The following is a 9,082-nucleotide window of genomic DNA, read 5'->3' on the forward strand; positions in this document are numbered from 1 at the left end:
GCGCCCGCCACATCAGTAGTGATCGTCATCAGGTGCTACTCCCATGATCGGAGTTACACCGTTGTTCTTACACTCCCCTACCTCCACGCCATGATCTTTCATCGGGTCGACGTCGGATTTGTTTTTGACGACCGGGACGTGTCGTTCTGCCGGACGATGAGGGAGCCTTCAACCTTCCGGGAGGCACGCCGGAGCCGGCGGATGTGGACCTGGCGGCGACATTGGCCAGGGAGTGCATGGAGGAGGATCCGTGGAGGAGTACACCGCCTGACTGTCGGTGGCGGGACCTGGGCATTCGCCGGTAAACAGTGATCATGTTGCTGCGGTGGGTTGGGCCCGGCCAGTAGCTGGTACGGGCCGGGCCAACCCGGCGACGCCCTCTCGTCCCCAGGCGGGCCGAAGAACGTGTCGAAGTCAGGGCAGCGGAACGCCTGTCAGTCGCTTGGGGCCATGTCGGCGAGCGGAAGTTCCAGGTAGGAGGCAGATCCCTCGGGGGAGGAGATCTCGATCTGGGTGCCGGGGACAGTCGCGTCGGCGAAGAAGTCGTCCTTCGTGTCGATGACGAGGGCGATCTGGTGGCTGGCGGGGATGCGGTAGTCGGCGGGCTGGAGCTGGATCTCCACGGTCCGCGTCTCGCCTTCGCGGTCGTTGAGCAGCGTGAACGGGGCGTTGGTGATGATTTTCGCCTTGCCGGTGCCGGGGGAAATGTCGAAGAGGTGCGCCACGAGCGTGGCTGTCGCCGCCGACGGGCGGGCCGTGATGCGCAGGCGGATGTTGCCGGTGAGCTGGCTCTGCGCGGCGAGCGGCTCGGTGACCCAGACGGCTGCGTCACGTCGGGAGATCGACGTGGTCTCGTACACGGCCGGGGCGCCGAGCCGTTCGAGCATCCCGGTCTGGACGAGCAGTTCAGCAACGTCGGCGGGGGTGTCCGTGCCGGCGTTGATGGACATCGACCAGCCGGAGGTGGGGCGGGAGGTCAGCACGCCGTCCGTGGAGCCCTGGCGCGGCTGGTCGAGGTAGAAGCGGCGGCTCGGCTGGGTGTACGAGTGCCAGTCGGCGGACTTCCGCAGGTCGAACAGGTTGTGCATGTACTCGGTGTGGACGTTGCCGTCCTCGCCGATGCCGTTCGACTTGCCGAGCAGGTAGTGGTCGAGCCAGCGGAAGGTGGTGGCCGTCGGCCGGCTGATGCCGCCGAGGAAGCCGAGGATCTCGTCGCCGCCGTGGTCGCCGATCATCACCAGCAGCCGGCGCGGCCCTTCGAGCTCGTTGAAGAAGTCGACGACCGCCGGCACGGAGAAGATCGTCTCGTGCCAGTAGGTGCCGAGGAAGATCGGGACCCGGCGGGCGTTCAGGCGGTTGATGTAGGTGATGGGCGAGCGGACTGCGGCGAACTCGAGGAGCTGGTCGATGTTCTTGTTGATCCGGAAGTCGTCGAAGATGCGCCGGACCTCGTCGGAGAGGTTCTCCTCGCCGAACAGCGCGGCGAGTGCCTCGAACGCCTTGATGTGCCTGGTCTCGTTCTCGTACAGCGACCGGCCGAGATCCGCCCAGGCGCTCTGTGCGCAGACGGCCTTCACCCGGTCGTCGTGCGCGGCGATGATGAGACTCTGCCCGGCGCCGTAGGACGAGCCGGCGAAACCGATCTGGTCCGGGTTCACCCGGTCGGCGTGGTTTTCCAGGATCCAGTCGATGACGGCGGAGCCGTCCGCCCGGTCCCGCGGCCCGGCCACGTCGATCTTCCCGGTCGACTCGGCCAGTCCACGCTCGCTGTAGGCGACCGCGAGATAGCCCTTGAGCGCGAAGTTCAGCAGCATTCCCGGATATGACCGCCAGCCGGTCGGCGCGAGCGGCGCCGGCATGACGACCACCGGATGTGGCCCGGCGGTGAGCGGGACGAAGACGCCCGCGTCGAGTTGCACGGCCGGGTCCGAGCCGGGAATCTTGACCGAAGCGAACGTGCCGGCACCCCGAAGCTGGGTGAACCGGTCCGCGGTGGCGGGCGAAAGCTCCCGGAAGTCGGCGCGGTCCAGATTCTCCAACGCCCGGACCTGGGCGTCCAGCGCTTCACGGTCCTTCGGGGCAAAGTCAAATACGGTCGTTTGGTTGAGAGTCGTGGCCACTGGGCTTGTCTCCTTGCGAATGTCGTGGAGGCCGGCACACAGATCACCGGTGCTCGTGGCGATTCCGGAGCACGGAGCCGAAGCGTAGGGCCGGCTGTGGCCTCGGCGGCAGAAGCGCACACTTGACGCGTGGCGTGCGCGGACACCAGATTGGTCCGCCTTCGACTCGTTGCTCGCATGCGCACGGATCACTGCACTGATGCCCCGCAGGTTCGACCGTCGCCGAAGTGTAGTATTACCGCCATGCTTGTCTGGCTTAACGGGCCCAACGGGATAGGAAAGACGCAGGTAGCGCACGAACTCTCTCGCGGAGTGGCCGATGCCTTCGTGTGCGACCCGGAGCACCTGGGCTTCGCGATGCGCCGGATGCTGCCCCGACAACTGCGCGGCGACTTCCGGGAGATGCCTTTGTGGCGCGCCGGTGTAGTCGAGATGCTCAGCACTGTTCTCAAGGGCGGGGATGCGAGTCCGGTAATTGTGCCGATGACCGTTCGCGACCCAGTCCTCCTGGCTGCATTGATCGACCCGCTCGGCGCGGCCGGGCACGTGGTCCACCACGTGACGCTGCTCGCCGACCGGGCGGTGCTGGCACGCCGGATCCGCTCGCGAGGTGAGTCCGCGACGCGTAGCTACGCCGGCCGGCAGATCGACGATTCCCTACGCGCGCTGCGGACGCCAGGCTTCGCTCGCCACCTGCACACCGACGGGATGACAATCGCCGCGGTCGCCGCCGACATCGCCGCCCACGCGGACCTGCCCTTCACCCCAGACCCCGCCGGCCCTCTCCGTCGCCGCGCCCGACGACTGTCGGTGCAGATCCGCCACGCCCGTTTCGACGAACTCCTCGACCGAGGCCGCTGACCCGACCCCGGGAGCATCGGACTAGCCGGGCTCCCGGAGAAACGCTGCATAGTCGTCCAACAACTCCTCGAACTCGACAAAAATGAAAGGTTCGGCGTTCCCAGCGGACGTGGAGCGGGCGGGTTACCGCGGGGGATCGGTCTCCCACCAGGGGCGCATCATCGGTGAGCCGGAGGCGGCCTGCGCCTCGTCGAGCAGGCGGTCGACCTCCTTGGCCTCCCGCTCGTCGGCCTGCTTCCAGCGCACCAGCAGGATCGCGATGAAGGGAAGGTCGACGATCTCGCCTACGCCCCACAGGATGGCGCCGCCGGTGTGCTGGTCGTGCAGCGGAGTCGGCCCCCAGGCGCGATGTTCGGCGAGGTAGTACCCGGCCGCGAGCAGGTGGGTGCGGAAGGTCAGCAGGGCGCCGGGGATCGAGTCGAGCAGCAGTTCCAGGAAGCCGAGGAACAGCGCCGTGGCCGCGGCCAGGCCGGTCATCCGGCCCGGGTCCGCCACCAGCGGCGCGGCGATGAACAGGCCCAGCGCCACGAGCAGGACCTGCACAAGGTGGTAGAGCGGATCGTGGCGCAGGCTTTCCCCGAGGATCCCGCTGAACACGACGGCGGACGTCACCACCGGCACCAGCAGGGCGCCGAGGACAGGGCTCGTCAGCACCTGGGCCGGCCGGCTCCCGGTGACGCGGTCGGTCGCCGCACCCCAGCGCGCGGGCGCCACCATCCGAGCCAGCGTGCCGGGACGTCCGCAGGCGATGAGCACCGGCGTGACCATGAAAAGCCCGACCATTTCCACGAGGTAGGCCGAGAACAGCGTGTGGGCGTACGCCCCCGGCCAGCACATCGTGAACACCAGCAGACTCAGCAACCCCGGCCCGAGGAACATCACCGTGCGCCGGACCGGCCAGTCCGCGCCGCGCCGCCGCAGGGCCGTGACCCCGTAGGCGTATCCGGCGGCGCCGGCCACGACCAGCGCGATGCCGACCGGATCCGGATGGAACGCCGTCCACATGTGCGCCGGCCCGGACGGGTCAGCCGAGGCCACCACCGGACTTCCCGCCGCGACGGTGTGCGCCATGCCCATCCACCTCACCCTGCCTGTCGGTTCGCGCCTGCTCGTCGGCAATTCTCCGCTTGAGGTCGGCCGCGGCGCGGTCCACCGCACCGGGGTGCCTGGCGGCAGTGCGTCGAGCCGGATCCGTCAGCGAGCCCGGCGGGTGTTGAGGCGGGCGGCCTGGCGGGTCAGATGGTCGCGTTCGGCCAGGTTGGGAGCCTTGTGGGCGGCCTTGGCGTAGAGGCGGGCGGCGGTTGCCAGGTCGCCGTCGCGTTCGTGTAGGTAGGCCGCCACGGCGGTGTGGCGGGGCAGGGAGGTGTCGAGCGCCGCGAGGGCTGCCAGGCCGGCGCGTGGTCCGTCGGCCTCACCGAGTGCCACCGCCCGGTTGAGCCGGACGATCGGGCTGTCGGTCAGGTTCGCGAGCTCGTCGTACCACTCGACGATCTGCACCCAGTCGGTGTCCTCGGCGGTGGGGGCGTCGGCGTGCAGGGCCGCGATGGCGGCCTGGGCCTGGAACTCGCCGAGGCGGTCGCGGGCGAGGGCCGCCTGGAGGATCTCGACACCCTCGGCGATCATCGTGGTGTTCCAGCGGGTGCGGTCCTGGTCGGCGAGGGGGATCAGGCTGCCGTCGGGGGCAGTGCGGGCAGCGCGGCGGGCATGGTGGAGCAGCATGAGGGCGAGCAGGCCGGCGATCTCGGGGTGGTCGATCGTGGTGGCGAGCTGGCGGGTGAGCCGGATCGCCTCGGCGGCGAGGTCGACGTCGCCGGAGTAGCCCTCGTTGAAGACGAGGTAGAGGACGCGCAGGACGGTGGCGACGTCGCCGGGCTGGTCGAAGCGCACGTCGGCGACGGTGCGTTTGGCGCGGCTGATGCGCTGCGCCATCGTCGCCTCGGGGACCAGGTAGGCCTGGGCGATCTGGCGGGTGGTCAGGCCGCCGACGGCGCGCAGGGTGAGCGCGACCGCGGACTGCGGCGTCAGCGACGGGTGGGCGCACAGGAAGTAGAGCTGGAGCGTGTCGTCGGCGGCCGGAACGGGCCCGGGGGCCGGTTCCTCGTCGACGAGATCTTCTCGTCGGCGCCGCGCGGTGTCCGCCCGGGTCGCGTCGAGGAACCGGCGCCAGGAGACGGTGACCAGCCAGGCCTGCGGGTCCCGCGGCGGGTCGGCCGGCCAGGTGCGGACGGCTTCGACCAGCGCGTCCTGCACGGCGTCCTCGGCCGTCGCGAAATCGGCTCCGCGGCGGACGAGGATCCCGAGCACCTTCGGCGTGAGGCTGCGCAGGCGGGCCTCGTCGACCCCGGCGTCGGTCGCCGGGGCGCTGCTCGCCTTGGAGCTGGTCACCGGTGAGTTCACTCCGAGATGGTCGGCGGCTCGGTCATGAACGGGCGCAGTTCGAGCCACTCGTGGATCGGCCTGCCGCCCGCGCCGGGGGCAGCGGAGAGTTCCCCGGCGAGTTCGACGGCGCGCTCGTGGCTCTCGACGTCGATCGCCATCCAGCCGGCGATGAGGTCCTTGGTCTCGGCGAACGGGCCGTCGGTGACCGGCGGGCGGCCCTCGCCGTCGAACCGGACGAACATGCCTTCGGGGGCGAGCGCCTGGGCGTCGACGAACTCGCCGGTCTCCTCGAGGCGGGCCGCGAAGTCCTGCATGTACTTGATGTGGTCGGAGATCTCCGCCGGCGTCCACTGGTCCATAGGGATGTTGTTCACCGCGTCGGGGGCGCCGCGGTAGTGCTTGAGCAGCAGGTACTTGGCCATCGGGGGTCTCCTCGGTGCTGTGCTGCGGCCCATCCTGGCCGCGTTCATAGCAGGGACGGAGCCGGCCTCGGGTTCTCGACATCCCCGCCGAAGATTTTTCCGGTGAGCTGCCAGAGGCTGTCGGGCGGTCGTGATGGTTCCAGCCGTGTCAGGGCAGCCTTGACGCTAGCATGCCGTCAAGGCTAGCTTGACGTCATGGTGACTATACGGATCCCGGGGCCCGGCGAAGGCCGGCTGGAATCGTTGTCCTGCTCGTTCTGCACGAAGGACAAGGCCGCGGTGACCAAGCTGGTGGCCGGCCCGGGTGTCTACATCTGCAACGAGTGCGTGGACCTCTGCGTCATGATCATTGCCAATGAGCCCGCTCCTGCCTTCGGCTCCTGGGACGAGCGGCCGGACGACGACCTGCTGACCGGCCTGGCGAAGGTGCAGGCGGTGGTGGCCCAGGCCGACGCCGCCGTCCACGACTACGTGCAGGCGCTGCGTGGCCGGGGCATCAGCTGGACCCGGATCGGCGCCGTGCTCGGCGTGTCCAAGCAGGCCGCCTGGGAGCGCTTCTCCGGCGAGGACTAATTGTCACTCTCGTCCCCTGCTCGAAAGTCGGGTCTCGGCACCCGGCATCGGTCAGTCGACTTTCGCTCGCAAAGTGCTGGCCGATGGTTGGGTCAGTCGGCGTCTTTTACGAATGCTGCGTAGTCATCGAGCAGCTCCTCGAACTCTGGAACGGTAAAATATACGGTTTCCCATTGCTCGTACAAGGACTCGAGTCGGACCCGATCTCCCTCGAGCTCCTGCTCCGTGCCATTCCCGAGTACGGAGTTAAGTTCGCCGTCGCACGCCTTCTTCCAGCGCTCCCGGTACGACGCGATATTGCGAATCCCTCGCCCGATATCGGTGGTGAGGAAGTCCGTGACGGCATCCTTGGTGTTGGCGTCGATGCCGGGTGTCGAGATGTCGAGATGCGGGTATCCGTCGGAGATGAAGATCCATCTGGTCATTTTAGTTATCAGTCTCCTCGATGTTCGCTGGGAAGGCCGTCTTCAGTCTTCCGTCCTGGCCGACGTAGAGCTGCATGAGTAGTCCATTGTGCGACTCGTAGATCCGACCAGGCTTGAGCCCATCGCGAAGAGCCGGAGCGATATCCCGATCATATGCCTTTTCATAGGCGGTCTGGACGGCGGTCCGTATATCACCCTCGGACCACGAGTCCGGAAACATGGTGTGTTTCGGGACGTCCTTCCTGGTCCACTGGCCGGTGGTCGGATGGCGGAACTCCACATCCGCCGAGTACGTGCCGTTGGCGTCCCGGTTTCCCGTCGCCGTGATGCGACGGTCGGCCGGTGGCTGGCCGTCGGGGGCGCTGTGGAAGCCGACGGGTTTGCCGCGCTTGTTCCATTCGCCGTGGAGGATGTGTTCGTAGACTTTCTCGCGGATCTCGGGCGCGCGGGGGCCGTCGGCATCGCTGCGGGGGGAGTCCGGGCGTTCAGCGGGTGGGCGGCGCGGCGGCTCCGGGGCGTCTGATGCGGACCGGCGGGTGAGGGCGGCGGCTTCGAGGCGGTCGAGTTTGCGGTCGAGGGCGGTGGTGGGGCTGGAGGTGGTGGGCGTCGGCGGTCGGTCGGTGGCGGGGGTGCGGTCGAGGGCGGCGGCGCGGTGGTCGAGGAGGGCGGCCTTGCGTTCGGCTGAGGTGGGTGGGCGCGCCGCGGCGGGCTGGTCGCCGACGGGCTCGGGACGGGGCGCCGGGTCACGCCGGTCGGTGGGGTGGGGGTGGGCCGGAGACGGTGCGATGTCCGGCCGATCGTCGGAGGTGTTGCGGCCGGCCGAGAGAGCGGCGGCGCGGGCGTCGAGGAGCGCGGCCCTGCGTTCCGGCTCGCTGCGGGGACTGACGCCGTCGCGGGTGCCTGGGCTGGGGGCATCGGTGGGCGGGGCGGGGGAGTCGGACGGGTCCGTTGGCCGGGGGCGGTCGAGTTCGGCCATGGAGATCATGCCTGCCCGGGTGGTCGGACAGGTGCGTGGGCAGTCGGATACGCGGCCGGGCGGAGGGCGGCGGGCGCCGCGCGGGTGGCGCGGTGCGAGGCCGTCGGCGGTCGGCGGCGGCGTGCGGGACGGATCGGACTCTCCTCGGCCGGCGCGGTGACGGGCGACGCGGGAAGGACGATATCGCACGTAGAGCGACAGGGCTGTGACTACCCGACAAAAACGCGGTGGGCTGCGGAGACGGCGACCGTTGCGGTGCGTTGCACAGGTGGTCAGGAGCCTGCGGTGGTCGGCGGTGGGGGTTGCGCGCTGGCCGGACTCGTGAGGTCTCGGGCGGCGAGGTGGTTGAGGACGGCGTGTAGGGCGGTCGTGAGGGCGGCGCGGACGGTGGCGTCGTGGACGAGGCCGTCGGGGCCGAGCGCGTCCCGGGTGACGGGGGCTGACACGCAGGCCGCGTCGATGGTCTCGACGGTCACGTAGCGGAGCACGGTGGCGAGTTCGGCGAGGGCGCCGGTGCCGCGGCCGGGGGCGGCGACGTTGATCCAGGCGGTGGGCTTGCCGTAGAGGTCGCCGGTGCCGACCGTCCAGTCGAGCAGGTTCTTGAAACTACCGGGCAGGGCGCCGGCGTACTCGGGGGTGCAGAACACCACCGCGCCTGCCTCGGCGAGGGCCGCGCGCAGCGCGCCGACGGCGGGCGGCGGCGCGTCGTCGCCGCCGGGGACGAACGCGGGCAGGTCTGCCAGGGCGCCGTACACGACCGCGTCGACCTCCGGCGGTGCCAGCGCGGCGAGCGTGCGCAGCGCCGCCGTGTTCGTCGACGCCTCGCGCGTGCTTCCGGAGATCAGTAGCAGCCGCATGGTCCCATCCTGCGCCGGCGGCGCGGGACCGGCCGTCGATGGTCGGCGGGACGACGGGCGGTCATGCCCCCGGATGTGGTGCGGACAGCGGCGGGAGCGCGCCCCAGGTTTCAATGGGCAGCCGCACCAGCTTCCCGTCCTGCGGCACCAGCCAGCCGAGCCATCGCCACGCCCCGCCCGACGCACCGAGAACGACACTGCCGTCGGCTGTGAGGGTTACCAGCTCGCTATCTGGAAGGTGTACGAGTTGCCAGCCCACCGGATGTCCGGTGGTGGCGTTCCAGATCCGCGCGGTGCGGTCGCCGCTGGTGGTGAGGATGTGGGTGTTGTCGGGGCTCCACGCGCCGCCGGTCACCGTGCTGGTGTGGCCGGTGAGGGTGAGGTGGTGGTCGCCGGTGGTGGCGTTCCAGATCCGCGCGGTGCCGTCGCCGCTGGTGGTGAGGATGTGGGTGTTGTCGGGGCTCCACGC

Annotated in this window: 10 protein-coding genes; 2 read left to right on the forward strand and 8 right to left on the reverse strand. The window is 69.8% G+C overall.

The features are described from left to right. Nucleotides 1–434 precede the first annotated feature (434 nt). Nucleotides 435–2,120 (reverse strand): CocE/NonD family hydrolase, encoded by a 1,686-nt coding sequence (locus MXD60_RS16590; RefSeq protein WP_248820160.1) that lies wholly within the window; start codon nucleotides 2,118–2,120, stop codon nucleotides 435–437. A 243-nt stretch (nucleotides 2,121–2,363) separates the two neighbouring features. Between MXD60_RS16590 and MXD60_RS16595 the strand changes: the two genes are divergently transcribed. Continuing rightward, on the forward strand, nucleotides 2,364–2,981 hold the full coding sequence (locus tag MXD60_RS16595) for an AAA family ATPase (RefSeq protein WP_248820161.1): 618 nt from the start codon (nucleotides 2,364–2,366) through the stop codon (nucleotides 2,979–2,981). A 123-nt stretch (nucleotides 2,982–3,104) separates the two neighbouring features. On the opposite strand, the gene MXD60_RS16600 is transcribed toward MXD60_RS16595, so the two are convergent. The 3 genes from MXD60_RS16600 to MXD60_RS16610 all read right to left on the reverse strand — a co-directional run bounded on the left by MXD60_RS16600 (nucleotide 3,105) and on the right by MXD60_RS16610 (nucleotide 5,782). Continuing rightward, entirely contained in the window at nucleotides 3,105–4,052 is a 948-nt protein-coding gene (locus tag MXD60_RS16600; RefSeq protein ID WP_248820163.1) for a cytochrome c oxidase assembly protein, read from the reverse strand. Nucleotides 4,053–4,175: 123 nt separating this feature from the next. Continuing rightward, nucleotides 4,176–5,366 carry an RNA polymerase sigma factor gene (locus tag MXD60_RS16605; protein WP_248820164.1) on the reverse strand — a complete coding sequence of 397 codons (1,191 nt, stop codon included), beginning with the start codon at nucleotides 5,364–5,366 and terminating at the stop codon, nucleotides 4,176–4,178. A gap of 8 nt (nucleotides 5,367–5,374) precedes the next feature. Beyond that, the gene (locus tag MXD60_RS16610) at nucleotides 5,375–5,782 is read right to left on the reverse strand and encodes a YciI family protein (RefSeq protein WP_248820166.1); all 408 of its coding nucleotides are present in this window, start codon (nucleotides 5,780–5,782) and stop codon (nucleotides 5,375–5,377) included. A gap of 195 nt (nucleotides 5,783–5,977) precedes the next feature. Here MXD60_RS16610 and MXD60_RS28855 point away from each other — a divergent pair, with 195 nt between their 5' ends. After that, a complete protein-coding gene (locus MXD60_RS28855; protein WP_283098489.1) occupies nucleotides 5,978–6,355 on the forward strand; it encodes a ClpX C4-type zinc finger protein in 378 nt (125 codons plus the stop codon). A 92-nt stretch (nucleotides 6,356–6,447) separates the two neighbouring features. Here the strand turns inward: MXD60_RS28855 and MXD60_RS16620 are convergent, their stop codons facing one another. The 4 genes from MXD60_RS16620 to MXD60_RS16635 form a co-directional block, all read right to left on the reverse strand. Next, the gene (locus MXD60_RS16620) at nucleotides 6,448–6,780 is read right to left on the reverse strand and encodes a hypothetical protein (RefSeq protein WP_248820168.1); all 333 of its coding nucleotides are present in this window, start codon (nucleotides 6,778–6,780) and stop codon (nucleotides 6,448–6,450) included. 1 nt (nucleotide 6,781) lies between these two features. Continuing rightward, nucleotides 6,782–7,756: an EndoU domain-containing protein gene (locus MXD60_RS28860; RefSeq protein WP_283098490.1), complete on the reverse strand. Its 975-nt coding sequence runs from the start codon at nucleotides 7,754–7,756 to the stop codon at nucleotides 6,782–6,784. A gap of 272 nt (nucleotides 7,757–8,028) precedes the next feature. Further along, complete coding sequence (locus tag MXD60_RS16630) at nucleotides 8,029–8,613, reverse strand: NADPH-dependent FMN reductase (protein WP_248820170.1); 585 nt, start codon at nucleotides 8,611–8,613, stop codon at nucleotides 8,029–8,031. Between the two features lie 61 nt (nucleotides 8,614–8,674). Continuing rightward, nucleotides 8,675–9,082, reverse strand: a 408-nt coding sequence (locus MXD60_RS16635) for a WD40 repeat domain-containing protein (protein WP_368861240.1), incomplete at its 5' end; no start/stop codon positions are given.

The sequence above is a fragment of the Frankia sp. AgB32 genome, assembly GCF_023243045.1.
In the GTDB taxonomy this organism is placed as follows: domain Bacteria; phylum Actinomycetota; class Actinomycetes; order Frankiales; family Frankiaceae; genus Frankia.